20 protein-coding genes are annotated in these 23,371 nt (G+C 70.8%); 3 read left to right on the top strand and 17 right to left on the bottom strand.

Annotated features, from left to right (window positions below; translation table 11 throughout):
- Nucleotides 1-24 precede the first annotated feature (24 nt).
- Nucleotides 25-1,545: a depupylase/deamidase Dop gene (gene dop, locus CFI00_RS11905; protein WP_207081377.1), complete on the bottom strand. Its 1,521-nt coding sequence runs from the start codon at nt 1,543-1,545 to the stop codon at nt 25-27.
- 4 nt (nt 1,546-1,549) lie between these two features.
- On the opposite strand from dop, the gene CFI00_RS11900 reads away from it, so the two are divergent.
- The gene (locus tag CFI00_RS11900) at nt 1,550-2,173 is read left to right on the top strand and encodes a class I SAM-dependent methyltransferase (protein ID WP_207081376.1); all 624 of its coding nucleotides are present in this window, start codon (nt 1,550-1,552) and stop codon (nt 2,171-2,173) included.
- A 184-nt stretch (nt 2,174-2,357) separates the two neighbouring features.
- Here CFI00_RS11900 and CFI00_RS11895 read toward each other — a convergent pair whose 3' ends face one another.
- The 5 genes from CFI00_RS11895 to CFI00_RS11875 form a co-directional block, all read right to left on the bottom strand.
- Nucleotides 2,358-2,723 (bottom strand): hypothetical protein, encoded by a 366-nt coding sequence (locus CFI00_RS11895; protein ID WP_207081375.1) that lies wholly within the window; start codon nt 2,721-2,723, stop codon nt 2,358-2,360.
- A gap of 7 nt (nt 2,724-2,730) precedes the next feature.
- A complete protein-coding gene (arc, locus tag CFI00_RS11890) occupies nt 2,731-4,476 on the bottom strand; it encodes a proteasome ATPase (RefSeq protein WP_207081374.1) in 1,746 nt (581 codons plus the stop codon).
- Between the two features lie 106 nt (nt 4,477-4,582).
- Nucleotides 4,583-5,125: a GrpB family protein gene (locus tag CFI00_RS11885; protein WP_207081373.1), complete on the bottom strand. Its 543-nt coding sequence runs from the start codon at nt 5,123-5,125 to the stop codon at nt 4,583-4,585.
- Nucleotides 5,122-6,111 carry a tRNA (adenine-N1)-methyltransferase gene (locus tag CFI00_RS11880; RefSeq protein WP_207081372.1) on the bottom strand — a complete coding sequence of 330 codons (990 nt, stop codon included), beginning with the start codon at nt 6,109-6,111 and terminating at the stop codon, nt 5,122-5,124. Before CFI00_RS11880 ends, CFI00_RS11885 begins: the two co-directional genes overlap by 4 nt.
- Before the next feature lie 73 nt (nt 6,112-6,184).
- The gene (locus CFI00_RS11875; RefSeq protein WP_207081371.1) at nt 6,185-7,354 is read right to left on the bottom strand and encodes a site-2 protease family protein; all 1,170 of its coding nucleotides are present in this window, start codon (nt 7,352-7,354) and stop codon (nt 6,185-6,187) included.
- A gap of 82 nt (nt 7,355-7,436) precedes the next feature.
- Here CFI00_RS11875 and CFI00_RS11870 point away from each other — a divergent pair, with 82 nt between their 5' ends.
- The gene (locus CFI00_RS11870; protein ID WP_207081370.1) at nt 7,437-8,348 is read left to right on the top strand and encodes a PD-(D/E)XK nuclease family protein; all 912 of its coding nucleotides are present in this window, start codon (nt 7,437-7,439) and stop codon (nt 8,346-8,348) included.
- Nucleotides 8,349-8,358: 10 nt separating this feature from the next.
- On the opposite strand, the gene CFI00_RS11865 is transcribed toward CFI00_RS11870, so the two are convergent.
- From CFI00_RS11865 to metH, 7 genes are all read right to left on the bottom strand, one after another.
- The gene (locus CFI00_RS11865) at nt 8,359-9,534 is read right to left on the bottom strand and encodes an oligopeptide/dipeptide ABC transporter ATP-binding protein (RefSeq protein WP_207081369.1); all 1,176 of its coding nucleotides are present in this window, start codon (nt 9,532-9,534) and stop codon (nt 8,359-8,361) included.
- Nucleotides 9,531-10,544, bottom strand: coding sequence for an ABC transporter ATP-binding protein (locus tag CFI00_RS11860; RefSeq protein ID WP_207081368.1), 1,014 nt, complete (start codon nt 10,542-10,544; stop codon nt 9,531-9,533). Before CFI00_RS11860 ends, CFI00_RS11865 begins: the two co-directional genes overlap by 4 nt.
- Nucleotides 10,545-10,549: 5 nt before the next feature.
- Entirely contained in the window at nt 10,550-11,527 is a 978-nt protein-coding gene (locus CFI00_RS11855) for an ABC transporter permease (protein ID WP_242532349.1), read from the bottom strand.
- A gap of 5 nt (nt 11,528-11,532) precedes the next feature.
- Nucleotides 11,533-12,543: an ABC transporter permease gene (locus CFI00_RS11850; protein ID WP_207081367.1), complete on the bottom strand. Its 1,011-nt coding sequence runs from the start codon at nt 12,541-12,543 to the stop codon at nt 11,533-11,535.
- Between the two features lie 92 nt (nt 12,544-12,635).
- Nucleotides 12,636-14,303, bottom strand: a complete 1,668-nt coding sequence (locus CFI00_RS11845; protein ID WP_207081366.1) for an ABC transporter substrate-binding protein — start codon at nt 14,301-14,303, stop codon at nt 12,636-12,638.
- An 83-nt stretch (nt 14,304-14,386) separates the two neighbouring features.
- Nucleotides 14,387-15,058: an HAD family phosphatase gene (locus tag CFI00_RS11840; protein WP_242532348.1), complete on the bottom strand. Its 672-nt coding sequence runs from the start codon at nt 15,056-15,058 to the stop codon at nt 14,387-14,389.
- Nucleotides 15,059-15,063: 5 nt separating this feature from the next.
- Entirely contained in the window at nt 15,064-18,804 is a 3,741-nt protein-coding gene (metH, locus tag CFI00_RS11835) for a methionine synthase (protein ID WP_207081365.1), read from the bottom strand.
- A gap of 141 nt (nt 18,805-18,945) precedes the next feature.
- On the opposite strand from metH, the gene CFI00_RS11830 reads away from it, so the two are divergent.
- Nucleotides 18,946-19,791 carry a PAC2 family protein gene (locus CFI00_RS11830; protein WP_207081364.1) on the top strand — a complete coding sequence of 282 codons (846 nt, stop codon included), beginning with the start codon at nt 18,946-18,948 and terminating at the stop codon, nt 19,789-19,791.
- Between the two features lie 81 nt (nt 19,792-19,872).
- Here the strand turns inward: CFI00_RS11830 and mshC are convergent, their stop codons facing one another.
- The 4 genes from mshC to CFI00_RS11810 form a co-directional block, all read right to left on the bottom strand.
- Nucleotides 19,873-21,111, bottom strand: coding sequence for a cysteine--1-D-myo-inosityl 2-amino-2-deoxy-alpha-D-glucopyranoside ligase (gene mshC, locus CFI00_RS11825; RefSeq protein ID WP_207081363.1), 1,239 nt, complete (start codon nt 21,109-21,111; stop codon nt 19,873-19,875).
- 156 nt (nt 21,112-21,267) lie between these two features.
- Nucleotides 21,268-22,044 (bottom strand): SCO1664 family protein, encoded by a 777-nt coding sequence (locus CFI00_RS11820; RefSeq protein WP_207081362.1) that lies wholly within the window; start codon nt 22,042-22,044, stop codon nt 21,268-21,270.
- A complete protein-coding gene (locus CFI00_RS11815) occupies nt 22,034-22,618 on the bottom strand; it encodes a DUF3090 domain-containing protein (RefSeq protein WP_207081361.1) in 585 nt (194 codons plus the stop codon). Before CFI00_RS11815 ends, CFI00_RS11820 begins: the two co-directional genes overlap by 11 nt.
- A gap of 10 nt (nt 22,619-22,628) precedes the next feature.
- Complete coding sequence (locus tag CFI00_RS11810; protein ID WP_207081360.1) at nt 22,629-23,360, bottom strand: histidine phosphatase family protein; 732 nt, start codon at nt 23,358-23,360, stop codon at nt 22,629-22,631.
- Nucleotides 23,361-23,371 lie beyond the last annotated feature (11 nt).

Genomic DNA, 23,371 nt, shown 5'->3' with positions numbered 1-23,371 from the left:
CGCCCGCGCGGTCACACGAGGCCCTCAGCGGGTGATCGCAGCCACCAGCGCCTGCGCGGTGTCGCTGCGGTCGATCAGCTCCCCGACGTGGGCACGGGTGCCACGGAGCGGGTCGATCGTCGGCACCCGCTGGAGCGACTCGCGGCCCGGGAGGTCGAAGATGACCGAGTCCCACGACGCGGCGGCCACCGAGTCGGCGTACTTGTCGAGGCAGCGGCCGCGGAAGTAGGCGCGGGTGTCGACCGGCGGGTCGTGCATGGCGGCCTCGATCGTCGCGTCGTCGAGCAGGCGCCGGATGCGGCCCGAGGCCGCGAGGCGGTGGTAGAGCCCCTTGTCGGGACGTACGTCGGCGTACTGGAGGTCGATGAGGTGCAGCTTGGCGTCGTCCCAGTCGAGCTGGTCGCGGTCGCGGTACTGCTGGAGCAGCTTGAGCTTGGCCACCCAGTCGAGCTCCTCGGCGCACTCCATCGGGTCGCGCTCGAGGCGGTCGAGGACGGACTCCCAGCGGGCCAGCACGTCGACCGTCTGGTCGTCGGCGTCCGCGCCGTGGCGGTCCTCGACGTACTTGCGGGCCAGCTCGAGGTACTCCATCTGCAGCTGCACGGCCGTGAGCCGCCGACCGTCGCGCAGGGTGAGGAGGTGCTTGAGGGTGGGGTCGTGCGAGACCTCGCGCAGCGAGCGGACCGCGCCCTCCACGCTGAGGTCGCGGTCGATGAACCCGTCCTCGATCATCGCCAGGACCAGCGAGGTGGTGCCGACCTTGAGGTAGATGGAGATCTCGGCGAGGTTGGCGTCGCCGAGGATGACGTGGAGGCGGCGGTAGACCGCGGGGTCGGCGTGCGGCTCGTCGCGGGTGTTGATGATGGGACGCTTGAGCGTGGTCTCGAGCCCCACCTCGACCTCGAAGTAGTCCGAGCGCTGGCTGACCTGGAAGCCCCGCTCCGGCGTCGTGTCGCGCCCGTCCTGACCGATGCCGACGCGGCCCGCTCCGGTCACGACCTGGCGGGAGACGAAGAACGGCGTCAGGTGCCGGACGATCTCGGCGAACGGCGTCGAGCGCCGCATCAGGTAGTTCTCGTGGGCGCCGTAGGAGGCTCCCTTGTTGTCGGTGTTGTTCTTGTAGAGCAGGATCGGTGCGGTGCCGGGGACCTGGGCTGCCATCCGGGAGGCGTCCAGCATCACCTGCTCCCCCGCCTTCTCCCAGCGCACCACGTCGAGCGGCGTGGTCACCTCGGGCGAGGAGTACTCGGGGTGCGCGTGGTCGACGTAGAGGCGCGCGCCGTTGGTGAGGATGACGTTGGCCAGCCCCAGGTCCTCGTCGGTGAGCTGCGTGGGGTCGGCGATCTGGCGGGCCATGTCGAACCCGCGGGCGTCGCGCAACGGCGACTCCTCCTCGAAGTCCCACCGGGCCCGCCGTGCCTTCGCCGTCGAGCTCGCGTAGGCGTTGACGACCTGTGAGGAGGCCACCATCGGGTTGGCCGTGGGCTGGCCCTGGACCGAGATGCCGTACTCGACCTCCGTGCCCATCACGCGTCGTACGCTCATGCCCATGAGCCTACGGGTCTGGGACGAGCGTGTGGTGCCGCGGCTGACGGACTGGAGCCTGCGCGGTCACGAGGTCGGCGAGCTCCGCGAGGTCGCCTGCGCGGGCCTGTCCGGGCGTGTCCTGGAGATCGGCTTCGGGAGCGGGCTCAACATCCGGTGGTACCCGCCCGGGGTCACCTCGGTCACCGCCGTCGAGCCGTCCGACGTCGGCTGGGAGATCTCCGCGCGCCGACGCGACCGCACGGACGCACGGATCGAGCGCGCCGGCCTCGACGGGCAGCACCTCGACCTCGCGGACGACTCGCACGACCACGCGCTCGTCACGTTCAGCCTGTGCACGATCCCGGACCCGCTGCTCGCCCTGCGGGAGGCGCGTCGCGTGGTGCGCCAGGGTGGCCGGCTCCACGCGCTCGAGCACGGGCTGGCGCCGGACGAGTCCGTACGCCGCTGGCAGCGCCGGCTGGAGCCGGTGCAGCGGGCTGTGGCCGGGGGGTGCCACCTGACGCGCGACATCCCGGCCCTCGTGGAGGGCGCGGGATGGCACGTCGAGGAGGTCGAGCAGCAGTACCTGCCCGGGCCGGGCGTGTCCCGGCCGTGGACCTACGGCTACCGGCTGGTCGCCGGTTGAGCCCCGAACGGGGCTCGGCCGAGGCGGGTGGGTCAGCGACCGCGACGCAGGAAGCCGACGAGGAAGAGGACGATGAGGACGACGACGACGATGATCAGAATGGTTCGCATCTGGCCAACCTAGCGCCAGCGAGCCCCGTGGCACCCCCTCCCGAGGGGTGTCGGGGCGGCGTGTCGCGCTGCCGTCAGTCGCGGTCGCGCCGGCCGTTCATGGCGGAGGCGTGCGCGGCGTTGACCGCGGCGATGCCCAGCCAGGCGACCGCGACGGCGGGGAGGCCGTTGTCGGTGGCGACCATCGGGACGATGGTGACCGGCACGCCGACCCCGAGCGAGATGACACCGAGGACGAACTGCCGCAGCCTTCCGCCGTCCGCACCCGCCGTACGCCGCTGGCGCAGCGCGACCTCGTCGGAGACCCGCCGCTCGACCGCGCGCTCGATGCGCTCGGCGAAGCCGTCGACGAGCTCGGCGTCATAGCGGGCGCCGAGCTCGCGGCGGGCGGCGAGTGCGGCCTCGATGTCGCCGCGGCCGAGGTCGTCCTCGCGGCTCACCCAGGGCTCACAGGTACTGGCCGGTGTTGGCGACCGTGTCGATCGACCGCCCCGGCTCGGTGCCCTGCTTGCCGGTGATGAGCGTGCGGATGAAGACGATGCGCTCGCCCTTCTTGCCCGAGATCCGCGCCCAGTCGTCCGGGTTCGTGGTGTTGGGCAGGTCCTCGTTCTCCTTGAACTCGTCCACGCACGCCTGGAGCATGTGCTGGACGCGCAGGCCCCGCTGGGCAAGGTTGAGGTCGCTGTCGAGGAAGTCCTTGATCGCCATCTTCTTGGCCCGGTCGACGATGTTCTGGATCATCGCGCCGGAGTTGAAGTCCTTGAAGTAGAGGACCTCCTTGTCGCCGTTGGCGTAGGTGACCTCCAGGAAGCGGTTCTCGTCGGTCTCGGTGTACATCCGCTCCACCGTCGCGCGGATCATCGCGTTGACGGTCGCGGTGCGGTCCTGGCCGAACTCCGCGAGGTCGTCGGCGTGGAGCGGCAACGTCGGGGTGAGGTACTTGGAGAAGATGTCGCGCGCCGACTCCGCGTCCGGGCGCTCGATCTTGATCTTCACGTCGAGCCGGCCCGGCCGCAGGATCGCGGGGTCGATCATGTCCTCACGGTTGGAGGCACCGATCACCAGGACGTTCTCCAAGGCCTCGACACCGTCGATCTCGCTCAGCAGCTGCGGGACGATCGTGTTCTCGACGTCGGAGGAGACGCCCGAGCCGCGGGTGCGGAAGAGCGAGTCCATCTCGTCGAAGAACACGATGACGGGCGTGCCGAGGGAGGCCTTCTCCCGCGCCCGCTGGAAGACCAGCCGGATGTGGCGCTCGGTCTCGCCGACGTACTTGTTGAGCAGCTCGGGACCCTTGATGTTGAGGAAGTAGGACTTGCCCGACGCGCCGGTGCGCTCGGCGACCTTCTTGGCCAGGGAGTTCGCCACCGCCTTGGCGATCAGCGTCTTTCCGCACCCGGGCGGACCGTAGAGCAGCACGCCCTTCGGCGGCTTCAGCTCGTGGTCCTTGAAGAGCTCGGGGTGGAGGTAGGGCAGCTCGACGGCGTCGCGGATGGCGTCGATCTGGGTGGTGAGGCCGCCGATCTGCGTGTAGTCGATGTCGGGCACCTCCTCCAGCACCAGCTCCTCGACCTCCGACTTCGGCACGACCTCGTAGACGTAGCCGGCGCGGGTGTCGAGCAGCAGCGAGTCGCCGGCGCGGATGGTGACGTCCTCGGCGCGCAGCGGCTCGGCGAGGCGGACGACCCGCTCCTCGTCGGCGTTGGCGATCACCAGGGCGCGCTCGCCGTCGGCGAGGATCTCCTTGAGCATCACGACCTCGCCGACCTGCTCGAAGTCGAGCGCCGCGACGACGTTGAGCGCCTCGTTGAGCATGACCTCCTGGCCGCGCACGAGACCGTCCAGCTCGACCGCCGGGCTGACGCTGACGCGCAGCTTGCGGCCGCCGGTGAAGACGTCGACGGAGTCGTCGTCGTTGCGGCCGAGGAAGGTGCCGAAGCCCGCCGGCGGCTGCGCGAGCCGGTCGACCTCCTCCTTCAGCGTGGTGATCTGGTCGCGGGCGTCGCGCAGCGTCTGCGCGAGGCGCTCGTTCTGGCTGGACACCGCCGCGAGGGATCGCTGGGCGTCGGCCAGGCGGCTCTCGAGACCTCGGGACTGCCCCGGTGCGTCCTCGACGCGACGGCGCAGGTCCATGACCTCGGCCTCCAGGTAGCGCACCTGCGTGGCCAGCTGCTCTCGGGTGGGCTCGGACATCTCGCACCTCCTGTCCAGTGACACTACCCACTGACCGATGGGACGGAAGTGAATGTCTCGCCGTGTTGGTCGCAGGTTTGCCGGGGCGGGCCCGGCCACCCGTGGCTCAACCCCCGTTGAGCAGCCGGATGGCGAGGAGCTCCTCGTCGCTGAAGCGTCCCGAGGCCTCCAGCACCTGCTGGAGCACGGCCGACTTGCCGGCGATGTAGGTGTCGATGTCCATGTCCGGGTCCTCGGCCAGCGCGAGCTTCGCGGCGGCGTACGCCTCGCGCAGGTCGGCCCGCGAGCGCAGCACGTCGCGCACCGCGAGGTGGTTGCGCACGCTGGCGGTGCCTGCGGTGCAGACGTAGACGTTGCGGCGCGGCGGTCCCGGGGCGTGGAACGCCTCGCGGCCGGGCACGCCGAGGTCACCGCGGTGGACGTGTCCGACGGACTCCAGCGCGGCGACGGCAGCATCCACGTCGGTCGCGTCCACGATCACGTCGACGTCGAGGATCGGCTTGGCGGCCAGGCCCGGGACCGACGTCGACCCGACGTGCTCGACGACGGCGGACCGGACGTCGGCCAGCGCCTCGCGCAGGACGGCGGCGACCTCCTCGAAGTCCTCCGCCCACCGGGGCGAGTGCTCGACGACCTCGACCCCGCTCATGCCTCGCTGTCGGCGTCGGTGCCCGTGTCCATGTCCCGGCCGACCTCGACCGGCGGGATGTCGGCGGGGCGCGGCCCGGTGTAGTCGGGGCCGTACGCCCCGGGCGCGGGCCGGCGGGTCTTGCGCGGGGGCCGCTCTCCCGGTGCCATCCGCCGAGCGGTGACCAGGAAGGCGGTGTGGCCGATCATCTTGTGGCCCGGTCGCACCGCGAGCCCCTCGACGTGCCAGTCGCGCACCAGCGACTCCCACGGCTGCGGCTCGGTGAAGCCGCCGTGCACGCGCAGGGTCTCGACCACCCGCGAGAGCTGGGTGGTGGTGGCGACGTAGGCGCAGACGATGCCGCCCGGCACGAGCGCGTCGGCCACCGCGTCGACGCAGTTCCACGGGTCGAGCATGTCGAGGATGATCCGGTCGACCTGGGCGCCGAGCCCGGGCAGGCCCTCCTTGAGGTCACCGAGGCGGAGGTCCCACGCCGGGTGGGTCCGGCCGTCGGGGGCGGAGAAGAACTGGTTGACGTTGCGCCGGGCGACGTCGGCGAACTCCTCGCGCAGCTCGTAGGACGTCACGCGGCCCCACGGACCGACGGCGCGCAGGAGCGAGCAGGTGAGGGCACCCGATCCGGCGCCCGCCTCGACCACGCGCGCGCCGGGATAGATGTCGGCCAGCGCGATGATCTGCGCGGCGTCCTTGGGGTAGACCACGGCCGCGCCGCGCGGCATGGAGACGACGAACTCGTTGAGGAGCGGACGGAAGACGAGGTACTGCCCACCGGCCGACGAGGTGAGGGTGAAGCCCTCCTCGCGCCCGATCATCTCGTCGTGGTCGAGGTGGCCCTTGTTGGAGAAGAAGCGCTTGCCGGCGACCAGCTCGAAGTTGTGCTTGCGCCCCTTCTGGTCGGTCAGCCGCACCCACTCCCCCTCGCGCAGGGGACCGCGGTGGACGCCGGACCAGGCCTCGGCAGGGACGTCGGGAGAGGTCTCGGGCATGGCGCGCAGACTAGTGCGCGAGGGCCCGATCCACCCACCCGGCGACGTCGTCCACCTGACCTGAGCGGCAGGCTCAGCGACGGGCGTTCTCGCGGAAGGCGCGGTCGACGTCGGCGGTCGACAGCACGCCGTAGATGTGACCGTCCTCCTCGACGAGGAGGTACTCCTCGGCCGGTCGCCTGCTGATCGCCAGGATCAGGTCCTCGCCCGCGACGGTGGCGGGGAGCGTGAGCCCGTCCTCCAGGGCCCGGGCGACGGTCGAGACCGGCACCCAGGGCCGGCGGTCCTCCGGCATGGCCGTCACCGCGGCCTCGCTCACGATGCCCATCGGGCTCCCGTCGCTGCCCACGGTGACGATGCTGCCCGCCTGCGCGTCCTGCGCACGGCGTACGGCCTCGGCGAGCGGGAGGTCGGCGGGGACGGTGAGCGTACGCCGGGCGAGCGGGCGTGCGACCAGGGCGGGCAGTCGCTCGCGGAGCCGGGCGTGCGCCATCGCGGCGGTGGCGCCGGTCCAGAGGAACAGGCCCAGGATGAAGACCAGGACGACGTCGAGGATGGTGGGCGACTCACCCGTCAGCGGCTCCATCACGACCGGCCAGGCGAGCAGGGCCAGCGCGGTGAGGCGGCCGCCCCAGCCCGCGACGATCGTGGCGCGGTGCTGGTTGCCCGAGGCGCCCCAGACTGCCGCCTTGAGGACCCGGCCGCCGTCGAGCGGCAGACCGGGCACGAGGTTGAGGACGCCGATGATCAGGTTGGCACCGGCCAGGCCCTGGACGGCGGCGCGCACCAGGCCATCGGGGACCACGAACCACAGCGCCGCGGCGGCGATCCCGACCCCGATGGAGGTCAGCGGGCCCACGACGGCGATCCAGAACTCGTGGCGGGGCCGGCGCGACTGCCCGTCGATCTCGGTCATGCCGCCGAGGAAGTGCAGGGTGATGGAGTTGACGCCGTAGCCCAGCCGCTTCGCGACGACTGCGTGGGAGGCCTCGTGGAGCAGGACGGAGAGGTAGAGCACGACGGCGAAGACGAAGCCGGCGACGTACTTCCAGAAGCCCAGGCCGGGCTGCACCTGCTCGATGCGCGGGGCGAAGGTCAGCGAGATCAGCAGCGCGACGATGAGCCACGAGCTGGTGATGAGCACGTCGATGCCGACGATCGACCCGATCCGCCACGTGCCCGGAGGGCGCGGCGCGGGGCGCGAGGACCCCTGGGGCGGGGCCGGATCGGTCGGTTCGGGCACACCACGACCCTAGCCAACGCCGCCCACGGCGCTGCGCGCGACGGGAGGGGTGTCGTACGCCTCGCCTAGGGTGAGCCGCGCCATGACGATCCCCGCCACCGACTCCCCCGCCGAGCGCGTCTCCACCCCCGTGGACGGCGTCGAGGTCCTCGGAGCGCTGTCGCCCAGCCGGGCCGGCGACTTCATGGCCTGCCCGTTGATGTACCGGTTCCGCACCATCGACCGACTCCCGGAGGAGCCCTCGCCCGACGCGGTGCGGGGCACCGTGGTCCACAAGGTGCTCGAGGACCTCTTCGACCTGCCGGCTGCCGGTCGGACCGCCGAGGCGGCCGCGGACATGCTCGAGCCGACGTGGGAGGCGCTGCTGGAGGCGGAGCCGGCGCTGGCGGCGATGTTCGGCGACGAGGGTCCCGACCTGACCGCGTGGCTGTCGTCGTGCCGCACCGTCCTGGCTCGCTACTTCGACCTCGAGGACCCGCGGCGCCTCGAGCCGGCCGAGCGCGAGCTCTACGTCGAGGCACTCCTCGACTCCCGGCTGCTCCTGCGCGGGTTCGTCGACCGTGTCGACGTCGCGCCCGACGGCCGGATCCGGATCACGGACTACAAGTCCGGACGGAGCCCGGCCGTCGGCTTCGAGGCCAAGGCGCTGTTCCAGATGAAGTTCTACGCCCTGGTCATCTGGCGCCTGCGCGGCGTGGTGCCGTCGGTGCTCCAGCTGGTCTACCTCGGCAACGGCGAGATCCTGCGCTACGAGCCCGACGAGGACGACCTGCGCGCCACCGAGCGCAAGGTCGAGGCGCTCTGGACCGCGATCCAGCTGGCCCACGAGACCGGCGACTGGCAGCCCAGCCCGTCGCGGTTGTGCGACTGGTGCTCCTACCACCAGTTCTGCCCGACCAAGGGCGGCACGGTCCCGCCTCTGCCGCAGCGCGACGCTCCGGATCCGTCCTGCGATGTCGAGGCGGACGGGATCGTCCCGACGTCGCTGCCCTGAACGTCCTGGGTCAGGGCACGGGCGGACCGTCGGGTGCGAGGAAGGCCGAGTCCGCCTCTCGGGGGCGCGCGTCAGCGGACCTGGGGTCGACCAGCTCGGCCGCCACCTCGTGCGGCTGGAGTTCTCCGCGGGCGATCTCCTCGGCCCAGTGGCACGCGGCACGGTGTCCGGCACTCGTGCCCGCGACGTCGACGACGCGCAGCAACGGGCGCTCGCTGTCGCAGCGTGTCGGCTGCTTCCACGGGCACCGGGTGTGGAAGCGGCACCCGGTCGGGGGGTTCGCCGGAGAGGGCAGGTCGCCGGTGAGCAGGATCTGCTCGCGCGAGTCCTCGACCTCCGGGTCAGGCACGGGGACGGCCGACATGAGGGCGCGCGTGTAGGGGTGGAGCGGGACGTCGTACAGCTCGCCGGCCTCGGACTCCTCGACCAGCCCGCCGAGGTACATGACACCGATCCGGTCGCTGATGTGGCGCACGACGGCGAGGTCGTGGGCGACGACGAGGTAGGTGAGCCCGAGCTCCTCCTGGAGGTCCTGGAGCAGGTTGATCACCTGTGCCTGGATCGAGACGTCGAGCGCGCTCACCGGCTCGTCGGCCACGATGAGCTCGGGGCCCACGGACAGGGCCCGGGCGATGCCGATGCGTTGGCGCTGTCCGCCGGAGAACTCGTGGGGGTACTTCCTGAGCCCCGCCGGCGGCAGCCCCACGGCCGACATCAGCTCCCGCAGCCGAACCTGGGTCGCTGACGTGTCCGTGTCCAGCCCGTGCGCCCGCATGCCTTCGAGCAGCAGCGCCTCGACCGTCTGGCGTGGGTCCAGGCTCGACATGGGGTCCTGGAACACCATCTGGAACCGCTTGCGCTGGGTGCGCAGCTCCTCGCCCTTGAGCGAGGCGATGTCCACGCCGTCGAAGCTGACCGAGCCCGCGGTCGGTGTCTCGAGGTTGAGGATCGCCTTCCCGAGGGTTGACTTGCCGCAGCCCGACTCCCCCACCAGCCCGTACGTCTCCCCCCGGTGGATCCTGAGGTCGACCCCGTCGACCGCCCGCACGTGACCAACGGTCCTGTCGAAGATCACGCCCCGCTTGATCGGGAAGTGGACCTCGAGGCCGCGGACGTCCACCAGGACCTCGGGCCGGCCGTCGGGCCGGGTGCCGGGGTGCAGGTCGGACCGGGTCGCACCGGTCATCGGGTCACTCCCATCGGGTTGAAGCACCGCAGGCCGACCACGTCGTCGCCGTCCCACTCGGGCGTCTTCTGCACGCACACGTCCAGCTGGTTGGGACACCGCGGCGCGAAGGCGCACGCCGAGTCCCACGGCAGGTTGTCCGCCACGGAGCCCGGGATGGGAGAGAGCGCCTCGCCCCTCGGCGCGTCGAGGCGCGGGATCGAGTTGAGGAGGCCGACCGTGTAGGGGTGGCGGGGCCTCGCGAACAGCGTGTGGCGGTCGCCGCGCTCGACGATCTTGCCGCCGTAGAGCACGTTCACCTCGTCACACAGCCCGGCCACGACGCCCAGGTCGTGGGTGATCATCACCAGGGCCGTGCCGGTGTCGACCACCAGCTCCTTCAGGAGCGCCAGGATCTGCGCCTGGATCGTCACGTCGAGCGCGGTGGTGGGCTCGTCGGCGATGAGCAGCCGGGGCTGACAGGCCAGCGCCATCGCGATCAGGGCGCGCTGGCGCATCCCACCGCTGAGCTGGTGGGGGTAGTTTGCCAGGCGTGCCCTGGGGTCGGGGATGCCGACGCGCTCCAGCAGGTCGGCCGCCTTCGGCATGGCCTGCTTGCGGCTCAGGCCCTGGTGTCGCTCCATCACCTCGGTGACCTGCCGACCGATCTGGACGACCGGGTTCAGCGACGACAGCGGGTCCTGGAAGATCATCGCGATGTCGCGGCCGCGACGATCGCGCATCTGCGAGCGCGACAGTGACAGCAGGTCCTCGCCGTCGAAGATCGCTGCGCCCTCGACGGTGTTGCCGCGGGTGGGCAGCAGGCCCATGACGGCGAGCGAGGTCACGGACTTCCCGCAGCCGGACTCCCCCACCAGGCCCACCGTCTGCCCCGGACGTACGTCGAAGCTGATGCCGTCCACGGCTCGGAAGGGTTCCTCCCCGCGGCGTCCGAACGTCACGCGCAGGTCGCGCACCGCGAGGAGCGGCTCTGCCGATCGGGCAGCAGGATGGACCGGTTGCGTGCTCATCGCACTCACCTCCGCGTCTTGGGGTCGAGGGCCTCGCGCAGCGACTCGCCCATCAGCGTGAAGCCGAGGGCCACGACGATGATGCATGCGGCCGGGTAGAACGCGAGATGGGGCTCCTGCCCGAGGTACTGCTGGGCCGCGCCGAGCATCTGGCCCCACTCGGGCCGGCGGTCGTCGGGATTGCCGAGCCCGAGGAAGGACAGGGCAGCGGCGTCGATGATCGCCACCGCCAGGACGAGCGTGGCCTGCACGATCACCGGACCGAGAGCGTTGGGGAGCATGTGGCGGAAGACGATGGCGTGCGGCTTCACCCCCAGTGACCGCGCCGCGAGGACGTGATCGCTGGCGCGCTGCGCCAGCATCGAGCCCCGCAGGAGACGCGCGAAGATCGGCACCTGCACCGTGGCGATCGCGATGATGAGCGTCCACTGGCTCGGCCTGCTGGCCAACGCCGCGATCGAGAAGGCGAGCAGCAGGGACGGGATGGAGAGCATGACGTCGACGATCCGCATCACCAGGGAGTCGATCCAGCCGGCGAATGCTCCCGCGAGGGTGCCGAGCGTGACACCACCCACGAGTCCGAAGAAGGTCGCGAGGACGCCGACCAGCAACGTCTGCTGGCTGCCGACCAGGAGCCGTGACAGCAGGTCGCGGCCCTTGTCGTCACCACCGAGCGGGTGGCCTGCCTCAGGCCCCGGGACGGGGTTGGACTGAGGCCGGATGTCGTCGAGCAGGGGACGCGCCGCCGGATCCCACGGTGCCAGCCACGGCGAGACGACCGCCAGGACGAGGAAGGCGACCGTGATGGCGAGACCGACGAGGAACACCGGGTTGCGGCGCAGCCGGCGCCACGCGCTGAGGATCAGGGAGACGCCCCCTTCCTCGTCGGCCGACGCGGCGGCCAGGGCGTCGACGCGTTGCTTGCGCCGGTCGGCGTACGACGTCCGCTCGGGCGGCAGCTGGGGAGTCTGGCTCGGGGGCACGGCGTTCACCTCGTCCTGATCCGGGGGTCGATGAGGGCGTAGGTGATGTCCACCAGGAGGTTGACGAAGACGTAGATGGCTGCCGCCGCCATGATCAGCACCTGCAGCACCGGGTAGTCCTTCTGCGAGAAACCTTCGTACAGCGCCTGACCGACACCGCGCCAGGAGAACACGGTCTCGGTGAGCACCGCCCCGGACAGCAGCGCGCCCACCTGGAGACCGACAGTGGTCACCACCGGCAGCATCGCGTTGCGCAGCACGTGGCGACCGCGGATGACCTGGGCGGTGAGCCCCTTGGCCTCGGCCGTGCGGACGTAGTCCTCGTCGACGACGTCGAGCACCGACGCCCGGGTGATGCGGAAGACGACGGCGAACGGGATCGTGGCCAGGGCCAGGGACGGCAGCACGAGGTGCTTGAGGGCGTCCCACGCGGCATCCCACTCCCGGGTGAGGATCCCGTCCAGGACGAACATGCCCGTGACCCTGGTGGCGTCGAGCCCGATGCTCTGCCGGCCGGAGACCGGGAGCAGGTTCCACTCCACGGCGACGAAGTACTTCAGGAGGAACGCCGTGAAGAACACCGGAACGGCCACTCCCACCAGCGAGAAGATCACCGTGGCCGTGTCGAGCGGCGTCCCCTTGCGCCGGGCCGCCATGTAGCCCAGGGGAATGCCGAGGGCGACCGCCAGCACCAGCGCGAAGAACGACAGCTCGATGGTCGCGGGGAGGCGTGAGAGGAAGATGTCGAGCGCGTCCTCCCCCGGCAGCACCTGCGTCGAGACGCCGAAGTCGCCCTGCGCCGCGCGCTGCATGTAGCGCCAGTACTGCACCGGCAGGGGCTGGTCGAGCCCCAGGGCCTTCTCCAGCGCCTCTCGGCGCTCGGGGGTGCCGCGTTCTCCCAGCAGGGCCGACACCGGTCCCCCGGGCAGCGACCTCAGCCAGACGAAGACCAGCACGGACAGGACCAGGAGCACGCCCGCCATCTGGATCAGACGGCGCACGATGAAACGAAGCATGGCTCTCCTCAGACACCAGCGTGGGCCAGGGGATCATCCGACGGACGACCCCCTGGCTCACTCAGGACGCATCACACGAAGGCGGCAGAGCCTCACTCACCACTGACGGTGACCGTGTCGAACTCCTCGGCGGTCAGCGGGCTGGGGATGACGCCCTCGACACCCGGGCCCACGACGAGGGCCGGCGGCGAGTGGCTGATCGGCAGGCCGGGGAGGTACTCCTCCATGATCTGCGCGTTGATCTCCTCGAAGGCCGCCGCTCGCTCCTCGTCGTCGACGATCGCGTCGGCCGACTTGAGGTCGTCGGCGAGCTGCTTGCCCCACGGCATGGCTTCGGTGCCGAAGTCGTTCTCCTTCAGGTTGCCGAAGAACGTGCCGATGAAGTTGTAGGGCGAGTCGTAGTCACCGGTCCAGCCCAGGATGTAGGCGTCGTACTTGCCGGCGGTCACGTTGTCGAGGTAGCCGCCGTTCCAGGAGGCGGTCTTGACGTCGACCTTGATGCCTGCGGCCTCGAGGTCGGTGCGCAGCGCCTCGTAGAGCTTCTGCGGGTCGGGCATGTAGGGCCGGCTGACCTCGGTCGGGTAGGCGAAGGTCAAGGTCATGCCCTCGGCCCCGGCCTCTGCCAGCAGCTGCTTGGCCTTCTCCGTGTCGTACTCGGGAGCCTGGAGCTCGGTGTTGTAGCCACTGACGGTCTTCGGCATGAACTGCGTCGCCACCTCGGCGCCCTCGGGCAGCTGCGTCTGGACCAGCTGCTCGCGGTTGATCGCGTGGTTGAGCGCCTGACGGACCTTGAGGTCCTTGAGCTGCGGGTTCGCCTCCGGGTTGAGACCGAGGTAGAGGATGTTGAACGCGTCGCGGATCTCGACGCTGTTGCCCGAGTCCTCCAGCGCCGCCCAGTCGACCGGGTTCGGCAGGTCGTAGCCGTTGATGCTGCCCGCCTCGAGCTCCTGGCGACGCGTGCTCTCGTCAGGAATCACCCGGAAGACCAGCTCGCTGACCTTGGCTGCATCGCCCCAGTAGTCGTCGTTGCGGTCCAGGCTGATCGTGCCGTTCGCCTCGTCGTACTCGCCGAAGGTGAAGGGGCCGGTGCCGACGGGGTTGTTCGCGTAGTCGGGGAACGAGAAGCCTTCGCCCTCGGCTGCGATGCCGTTGGCGTCACCCTCCTCGAGCGCCTTCGGCGACTGCATCGACAGCGACTCGAGGGTCAGCATCGTCGGGAAGCCGGAGGTGGGGCCGCTGGTGGTGATCACGGCCTCGAACTCGTCGGTGGCCTCACAGCCCTGGTAGAGCGAGCTCTCGGCATCGTTGGAGAACGCGCCCATGACGTAGCCCCAGTACTCGCCCGCGACCTGGCCGGCTTCGTTCTGGTCGAACATCCGCTCGAAGTTGTAGCAGACGGCGTCGGCGTTGAACGGCTCACCGTCGTGGAAGGTGACGTCGTCACGAAGCGTGAACGTCCACTCGGTGCCGTCCTCGTTGGGCGTCCACTCGGTCGCGAGCTCCGGCACCACCTCGGCGCTGCCGGGCTCGATGCCGAGGAGGCCCTCGAACATCTGGCGGGTGACGCGGAAGGTCTCGCCGTCGGTGGCGTAGAAGGGGTCGAACATCTCGGGGGCGCCGGCGGCTCCGAAGACGAACGTCCCGTCGTCACCACCACCTCCCCCGTCGCCGGCGTCGCGCTCGCTCTCCGCACAGCTTGCAAGGGTGGCGGCTGCGAGCAGTGCCGCGGTGAGTGACGCCATGGTGCGCTTCGGGGTCATCCGAGGGCCTTCCGTCCGATATGCGTTCTGGGGATGCGCAGAACCCTAGACCGCCGGACGTGACCCGGGCCACACCGCCAGGGTCACGGTCGTGTCACGGCTGCCTTGACGGGTCGGTCGGCCGCTGCAGCGAGGGAATCGGTGTCCAGGCCGTCCAGCGTCTCGACGAAGACCCTGCGCTCCCCCTCCTGCATCGGGACGTGGTTGGGGACGCAGACGACGGTGCAGCCGGCCGCAGCCGCGGACGTCGCCCCGGTGTTGGAGTCCTCGATGGCCACGCAGTCCTCGGGCGCCAGGCCCAGGTCGGCCGCAGCCTTGAGGTAGGGCTCGGGATGCGGCTTGCCGTGCTCCACCCGGTCGCCGGTCACGACGCTGGCGAACGTGCCCGCCGGCAGCTGGGCGAGGATCGGGTCGACGAAGCGCTGCCACGACATCGTCACCAGCGCGCACGGCACACCGCGGCGCACGAGGTCCGCCAGGAGCTCCTGCGCACCGGGACGCCACGGCACGCTCTCCTCGACCCGCGCGACGACACCGTCCAGGAGCTCGTCGACGATCTCCTCGCGGGTGCGGTCGATGCCCATGTGCGCGCGGATGTAGTCCGCCGAGTCCAGGAGCGCGTTGCCGACGAGGTTCATGGCGTGCTCGTGCGACCAGGCGCCGCCGTACTTCGCGGCCATCGCGAACTCGGTCTCGACCCAGTAGGGCTCGGTGTCGACGAGGGTCCCGTCCATGTCCCAGAGCACAGCCTCCACGTGACTCAGTCCTCCGGGTCGTAGCCGAGGTTGGGCGAGAGCCACCGCTCGGCCTCGGCGAGGGTCCAGCCCTTGCGCTCGGCGTAGTCGGCGACCTGGTCGCGACCGACGCGGCCCACGACGAAGTACTGCGACTGCGGGTGGGAGTAGTAGAAGCCGCTCACCGACGCGCCGGGCCACATCGCCATCGACTCGGTGAGCTGGATGCCGGTGTGCTCCTCGACGTCGAGGAGCTCCCACAGCGTCTGCTTCTCGGTGTGCTCGGGGCACGCCGGGTAGCCGGGCGCGGGGCGGATGCCGTCGTACTGCTCCTTGATGAGCCCGACGTTGTCGAGCTGCTCGTCGGGCGCGTAGCCCCACATCTCCTTGCGCACCTGCTCGTGCAGCTGCTCCGCGAATGCCTCGGCCAGCCGGTCGGCGAGCGACTCGAGCAGGATCGCGTTGTAGTCGTCGAGCTCGGCGCGGAAGGCCGCCACCCGCTCCGTCACGCCGTCGCCAGCGGTCACCGCGAAGGCACCGACGTGGTCCGGCAGCCCGCTCTCCTTCGGTGCCACGAAGTCGGCCAGCGAGCGGTTGGGCACGCCGTCACGGTGCTGGCCCTGCTGGCGCAGGTGGTGCAGTCGTGCGTGCACCTGGGTCCGGTCGTCGTCGAGGTAGAGCTCGACGTCGTCGCCCACCGAGCTGGCCGGGAAGAAGCCGATGACGCCGTGGGCGCGGACCCACCTCTCCTCGATCATCTGGTCGAGCATCGCCTGCGCGTCGTCGTACAGCTTGCGTGCGGCCGGGCCTGAGCTGGGGTTGTTGAGTATGTCGGGGAAGGCGCCCTTCATCTCCCAGGCGTTGAAGAACGGCTGCCAGTCGATGTAACGGCGCAGCACCGACAGGTCCTGGTCCCGCAGCACCCGCACGTGCTGGCCCTCGTGCTGCAGCTGGCGCGGGCGCGGCGGCTCGTAGTCCGTCCAGTCGATCGGCGTCGCGTTGGCGCGCGCCTGGTCGAAGGTGACCATGGGTCGGTCGTTCTTGGCTGAGTGACGCTTGCGCAGGGAGTCGAAGTCGGCCTTCACGTCGGCCATCAGCTTCCCGCGGCCGGTCTCGTGCAGCAGCGCGGCGGCAGTGGGCACCGAGCGCGAGGCGTCCTTGACCCACACGACCGGACCGTCGTACTTCGGGTCGACCTTGACCGCGGTGTGGGCGCGCGAGGTGGTGGCCCCGCCGATCAGCAGCGGGATGGTGAGCCCCTGGCGCTGCATCTCGGTCGCGAAGTTCACCATCTCGTCGAGCGAGGGCGTGATGAGGCCGGAGAGTCCGATGATGTCGGCACCGACCTCGGTGGCCGTGTCGAGGATCTTCTGCGCGGGCACCATCACCCCGAGGTCGATGACCTCGTAGTTGTTGCACTGGAGCACCACGCCGACGATGTTCTTGCCGATGTCGTGCACGTCGCCCTTGACGGTGGCCATGACGATCGTGCCGTTGGTGTCCTTGGCGGTGGCGAGCGCGGGGTTGTCGAGCTTCTCCTGCTCGATGAAGGGGATGAGGTAGGCCACGGCCTTCTTCATCACCCGGGCGCTCTTGACGACCTGCGGCAGGAACATCTTGCCGGCACCGAAGAGGTCGCCGACGACGTTCATGCCGTCCATCAGCGGTCCCTCGATCACCTCGATCGGGCGGCCTCCGCGCGCAGCGATCTCCTGACGCAGGATCTCGGTGTCCGACTCGACGTGCGCGTCGATGCCCTTCACCAGGGCATGGGTGATCCGCTCTCCGATCGGAAGCGCGCGCCACTCGTCCTCGGCCACGTCCTCGGCGTCCGCCGAGCGGTTGTGGGCCTCCGCGATCTCGAGGAGCCGCTCGGCTGCGTCCGGGCGGCGGTTGAGCACGACGTCCTCGATGCGCTCGCGCAGCTCGGCGTCGACCTCGTCGTAGACCACGAGCGCGCCGGCGTTGACGATGCCCATGTCGAGCCCCGCGCGGATCGCGTGGAAGAGGAAGACCGCGTGGATCGCCTCGCGGACCGGGTTGTTGCCGCGGAAGGAGAAGGACACGTTGGAGATGCCGCCGCTGACCTTGGCGCCGGGCAGATTCTGCTTGATCCAGCGCGTGGCCTCGATGAAGTCCTGGCCGTAGGTGGCGTGCTCCTCGATGCCCGTCGCGACCGCGAAGACGTTGGGGTCGAAGATGATGTCCTCGGGCGGGAAGCCGACCTCGTCGACGAGGATCCGGTAGGCCCGCTCGCAGATCGCCTTGCGGCGCTCCAGGTTGTCGGCCTGTCCGTCCTCGTCGAAGGCCATGACCACGACCGCGGCGCCGTACTTGCGGCACAGGCGGGCCTGGCTGCGGAAGGCCTCCTCGCCCTCCTTCATCGAGATCGAGTTGACGATGGCCTTGCCCTGGACGCACTTGAGGCCGGCCTCGATGACCTCCCACTTCGAGGAGTCGACCATCACCGGGACGCGGCTGATGTCGGGCTCGGAGGCGACCAGCTTGAGGAAGCGGTCCATCGCGGCGACGCCGTCGATCATGCCCTCGTCCATGTTGACGTCGATCACCTGCGCGCCGGCCTCGACCTGCTGCGCCGCGACGCTGACGGCGGTGTCGTAGTCGCCGTCCTTGATGAGCTTGCGGAAGCGTGCCGAGCCCGTGATGTTGGTGCGCTCACCGACGTTGACGAAGAGGCTCTCGTCGGTGATGGTCAGCGGCTCGAGACCGGACAGCCGCATCACCGGCTCGTGCGGCACCGGCTCGCGCCGCTCCTTGCCGTCCACCACCCCCGCGATGGCGGCGATGTGGTCCGGCGTGGTGCCGCAGCAGCCGCCGACGAGGTTGAGGAACCCGGCCTCGGCGAACTCGGCCAGGACCGATGCCGTCTGGTCGGGCGTCTCGTCGTACTCGCCGAAGGCGTTGGGCAGCCCGGCGTTGGGGTAGACCGAGACGAACGAGTCAGCCAGGCGCGAGAGCTCGGCGACGTAGGGGCGCATGTCGCGCGCACCGAGGGCACAGTTGAGGCCGACCGCCAGCGGACGCGCGTGGCGTACGGAGTCCCAGAACGCCTCGGTGACCTGGCCCGAGAGCGTACGACCGGACGCGTCGGTGATCGTGCCGGAGATGATGACCGGCCAGCGGCGCCCCTGCTCCTCGAACAGCGTCTCGACGGCGAAGATCGCCGCCTTGGCGTTGAGGGTGTCGAAGATCGTCTCGATCATCAGCAGGTCCGAGCCGCCGTCGACGAGGCCGCGGGCGGCGACGAGGTAGGCCTCGGCGAGCTGGTCGAAGCTGACGTTGCGCGCGCCCGGGTCGTTGACGTCGGGAGAGATCGACGCCGTACGCGTCGTGGGGCCGAGCGCGCCGGCGACCCAGCGCGGGCGCTCGTCAGTGGCGACCGCGTCGGCTGCCGCGCGGGCCAGGCGCGCGGACTCGAGGTTGAGCTCGTAGGCCAGGTCCTCGAGGCCGTAGTCGGCCAGTGAGACCGCGTTGGCGTTGAACGTGTTGGTCTCGATGATGTCGGCGCCCGCGCGGAGGTACTCCTCGTGGATCGTGCGGATGATGTGCGGCTGGGTGAGCGTGAGCAGGTCGTTGTTGCCGACCAGGTCGCTCGGGTGCTCGGCGAAGCGCTCGCCGCGGTAGCCGGCCTCGTCGGGCCGGTCCCGCTGGATGGCCGTGCCCATCGCTCCGTCCAGCACCATGATCCGCTTGCTCAGGATCGCCGTGAGGGCGTCGGTGGCATCAGGGCGGTGCTGCGGGTTCACGTGGAGCCTTCCTCTTGCCGGCGAACGACCAGCCTAGGAAGGTCGTCCGACACGCGGACGGTGTTCCCACATGGTGGCACTCGGCGACACGGCCGGCGAAATCACGACGGCAGGCTGGGCGGCGCGCCCTAGGCTGGGGCGGTGATCGAGTTCGACGACGTGCAGGACCTGGTCTCCCCCGTGGTGATCGCCGCCTTCGAGGGGTGGAACGACGCGGCCGACGCGGCGTCCGGTCTGGTCGACCACCTCATCGAGGAGTGGAAGGCCGAGGTCATCGGGGCGATCGACCCCGAGGAGTTCTACGACTTCCAGGTCAACCGCCCGATCATCGCCACCGACCACAACGGTCACCGCCGGCTCACCTGGCCCACGACCCGCATCGCGGTCGCCCGCCCGGCCGAGCTGGACCGCGACGTCATCCTCGTGCGCGGCATCGAGCCCAACATGAAGTGGCGCCAGTTCTGCGCCGAGCTGCTCGCCGCCTGCGACGACCTCGGCGCCGAGCTCGTGGTCACCCTCGGTGCACTGCTCGCCGACAGCCCCCACACGCGTCCGATCCCCGTCAGCGGCACCGCGACCGAGCCCGAGCTGGTCGACCGGCTCAACGTCGAGCAGTCGAGCTACGAGGGCCCCACCGGGATCGTCGGCGTCTTCAACGACGCGTGCAGCCAGCTCGACATCCCGGCCGTGTCCTACTGGGCCGCGGTCCCCCACTACGTCGCCCAGCCGCCCTGCCCCAAGGCCACCCTCGCGCTGCTCGGCCAGCTCGAGGAGCTGCTGGAGGCTCCGATGCCCCTCGGCGACCTCGTCGAGGACGCCAAGGCCTGGGAACGCGGTGTCGACGAGCTCGCGGCTGAGGACGAGGACGTGGCCGACTACGTCCGCGCGCTCGAGGAGACCCGCGACACCGCCGAGCTCCCCGAGGCCAGCGGCGAGGCGATCGCCCGGGAGTTCGAGCGCTACCTCAAGCGTCGCGACACCGACTGAGCTCCCGCCTCGAGCGGTGGGTGACGCAGGTTCCTTCGCCTCGGAAGGTGTCTCACGCACCGCCCGAGCGGGAGGCGTACGTCAGAGCGAGAGGCCCAGCGCCGCGTCGAGGAGCCGGTGGATGGTCGCGGCCGCCTCACGGTCGGAGGTCTCGGCGAGCCCGGTGGTGCCGAGGGTGGCCTCGACCCACTCCTGGACGGCCGCCACCGCGGTGGGGGCGTCGAGGTCGTCGGCGAGAGCGGAGAGGACGCGATCCACGACCGGAGCGGCTTGCGCGCCCGCGCCCAGGGCCAGCGCACGCCGCCAGGTGGCGAGGGTGTCGACGGCGTCCCACAGCTGGTCGTCGGTCCACTCCCAGTCACTGCGGTAGTGGTGGCGCAGCAGCACGAGCCGGATGGCCATCGGGTCGACCTCGCTCATCCGCAGCGCGGACACGAAGACGAGGTTGCCCTTGGACTTCGACATCTTCTCGCCGTCGTAGGCGACCATGCCGGCGTGGGCGTACGCCTGCGCGAACCGCTCGCCGGGGTGCGCGACCTGGCCGTGGCCGGCCGACATCTCGTGGTGCGGGAAGACCAGGTCGCTCCCACCCCCCTGGACGTCGAAGGCGGTGCCGAGGTGGTCGAGGGCGATCGCGGTGCACTCGATGTGCCAGCCGGGACGCCCCGGACCCCACGGGCTGTCCCACGCGGGCTCGCCCGGACGCTCGGCACGCCACAGCAGGCAGTCCAGCGGGTCCTTCTTGCCTGCGCGGTCAGGGTCGCCGCCTCGCTCGGCGAAGATCTGCAGCATGGTCTCGCGGTCCATGTGTGAGACCGACCCGAAGTCCGCGTCGGCGGTCACGGAGAAGTAGAGGTCGTCGTCGACGCGGTAGACCGCACCCGCCTGGTCGAGGCGCTCGATGAGCGTGATCACCTGCGGGATCGACTCGACGGCGCCGATGTAGTGCGCCGGCGGCAGGACGCGCAGGGCCTCCATGTCGTCGCGGAAGAGCTGCGTCTCGCGCTCGGCCAGCTCGACCCAGTCGACCTTGACCTTCGCGGCCCGCTCGAGCAGCGGGTCGTCCACGTCGGTGACGTTCTGGACGTAGGTCACGTCGTGGCCGGCGTTGCGCCACGCGCGGTGGAGCAGGTCGAAGCCGACGTAGGTCGCGGCGTGGCCCATGTGGGTCGCGTCGTAGGGCGTGATGCCGCAGACGTAGAGGCGGGCCGGGCCCTCGGGACGGGTCTCGACGAGGGAGCCGGCGGCGGTGTCGTGCACGCGAACCACCGGGCCCGTCACGGGCAGTCGGGGAACGTCGGGGGACGACCAGGCACGCATGGCTGGCAGCCTATCGGCCGGTCGTGAAGGTCTCGTGGCCACGGGGCGCGTCTCGATCTCGATGGGCCCTTGCGCGGCTTCGTTCCTCAGCCGCGGGGCTACTCGATCTGGCCCGGCCCACGCCGCCGGCTCGTGCCTCGGTCGACGCTGCCGGTCTCAGAACGGCGGCCAGGGGATGACGGGGTACGACGAGGTGGCGGGACCCGGGAACTCGCCACGCGCCAGCATCCGCTCGACGCGCGCCACGGTCATCGCCACCTCGGCCTCGGCCAGCAGGTCGGTGAGCGTGGTGCCGAGCGGTCCCTCGAGCGCGGCGGCGAGGCGCCGGAGCCCGGAGGCCTCGTCGTCGGTGATCGGCTCGCCCACCCAGCCCCACAGCACCGTGCGCAGCTTGTGCTCGAGGTGGAAGGTCAGCCCGTGGTCCACGCCGTGGCGGTGGCCGTCGGGCATCGGCAGGACGTGGCCACCCTTGCGGTCGGCGTTGTTGACCACCACGTCGAAGAGCGCCATCCGCCGCAGCGCGGGAGTGTCCTCGTGGACCAGCGCGACGGGCTGGTCGTGGGCGTCGAGGCCGTCGAAGACGTGGCGGTAGCCCGGGGGCAGCTCGCCCTCGGCGACGATGTCCACCGGCGCCTGGTCCTCGTCCTCCTCGCGCCACAGCTGCACCATGCCGGGCCCGTGCGGGCCGTCGCCGAGGACCGTGGGCGGCACGATGTCCCAGCCGAGCGCCTCGGAGACGGCGTACGACGCCACCTCACGCCCGGCCAGGGTGTGGTCGGGGAAGTCCCACAGGGGTCGCTCCCCCGCGACCGGCTTGTAGACCACGCGCACCCCGCCGAGCTCACCGACGAAGGTCGCGTTGGAGGCCGGCAGGACGCGCCCGTGGAGCGTCAGCTCCCCGGTCGGGAAGCCCTCGGGAAGGTCAGGGGTCACGGCGCCGGAAGCCGTTGGCGCGCACGCACAGGTGGCCGTCGGGGTCCACGGGCTCGCCGCAGAACGGGCAGTCCGGCCGGCCCGCGCCGATCACCGAGCGGGACCGCTCGACGAAGGAACGGGCGGCAGCGGCGGTGATGCGGACGAGGAAGATCTCCTCCGGCTCCGGCTCGAGCAGGTCCTCGAGGTCCTCCTGGAGCTGCTCGGGCGACACGACGGCGGCCTCGGTGAAGGGGAACACCTCGATGACCACGCGCTCGTCGGTGCCGTCCCACGAGAGCGTCATGGTGCCGGCGCGGAACTCCTCCTCGATCGGCTGCTCCAGCGGCTGGCCGTCCACCATGTCGCGCGGGGCGATCGCGGGGATCAGGAGCTCGCCGCCGGCCGCGCGCATGAGCTCGTCGAGGAGCTGGTCGATGCGCTCGGCGAGAGCCGCCACCTGCTGCTTCTCCAGCGACACGCTGACCAGCCGGGTGCCCTCGCGGGCCTGGAGGAAGAAGGTGCGCTGGCCGGGCTCGCCAACGGTGCCGGCGACGAAGCGCTCGGGCGGGTCGAAGCGGTGCACGACGGGCATGTCACTCACCCTAGGACGTCGCTGTCTGGGTCTCGGGGGTGGCCTGCGGGCCCGCACCGCCGCCGACTGCGGCGTCGCTGCTGCGACGACGGCGGGACTTCTTCGGCGGGGTCAGCCACGACAGGTCACCTGCGTGGGTGTTGGTGCCGAGCACGAAGGGGCGCGAGTCGGTGTAGCGCACGATCGACACCGACGCCGGGTCGACGTGGATGCGCTGGAAGAGGTCGAGGTGGGTCCCCAGCGCGTCGGCGAGGATCGACTTGATGACGTCACCGTGACTCACGGCCAGCCACACCGCGTCGTCACCGTGCTCGGCCGAGATCCGCGCGTCGTGGCGTCGGATCGCCGCGACCGCGCGGTCCTGCATGGCGCGCATCGACTCCCCGCCGGGGAAGGTCGCGGCCGACGGCTGCGTCTGGACGGTCTTCCAGAGCTTCTCCTTGGCCAGGTCCTTCAGTGCCCGGCCCTGCCAGTCGCCGTAGTCGCACTCGGAGAGCTGCTTGTCGGTGCTGGCTCGGAGCGGCGTCACCTGGGGCCGGGTGACCTCGCGGCACGTCTCGCGGCAGCGCTCGAGCGGGCTCGTGACGGCTGCGGAGAGGCGTACGCCTGCCAGCCGCTCGCCCACCGCGACGGCCTGCTTCACGCCGGCGTCGTCGAGGTGCACGCCGGGCAGGCGTCCGGCCAGGACGCCGGTCGCGTTGGCGGTCGAACGACCGTGTCGGACGAGGATGACGGTAGCCACGCCAGCGACCC

The organism is Nocardioides sp. S5, assembly GCF_017310035.1.
Taxonomy (GTDB): domain Bacteria; phylum Actinomycetota; class Actinomycetes; order Propionibacteriales; family Nocardioidaceae; genus Nocardioides.
The sequence above is the reverse complement of the archived record's forward strand: the minus strand, read 5'-3'. Positions and strand labels throughout refer to the sequence as shown.